Annotated in this window: 1 pseudogene; it reads left to right on the top strand. The window is 65.0% G+C overall.

Annotated elements, in window-relative coordinates:
* Positions 1-234 (top strand): annotated as a pseudogene (locus KNP62_RS15530) (RNA-guided endonuclease TnpB family protein); the annotation flags it as partial.

Raw genomic sequence — 234 nt, 5'->3', positions numbered from 1 at the left:
CCCGTTCCTCGCCGAGGCGGACAGCCTCGCGCTCGCGAACGCGAAACTGAACCTCGACACCGCGTTCGCGAAGTTCTTCGCCGGGACGGGCGGCTTCCCGAACTTCAAATCGAGACGACGGTCGCGCGCCTCCTACACGACGAACAACCAGCATGGCACGATCCGCATCGAGGCGGGCAAGGTCCGTCTGCCGAAGGTCGGGTTCGTGCGGTTCACACAACATCGCCCGTTCGA

The sequence above is a fragment of the Exiguobacterium sp. s183 genome, assembly GCF_018617655.1.
GTDB lineage: Bacteria > Bacillota > Bacilli > Exiguobacteriales > Exiguobacteriaceae > Exiguobacterium > Exiguobacterium aestuarii_A.
Note: the sequence above shows the minus strand (reverse complement) of the source record. Positions and strands in the feature narration are given on the sequence as shown.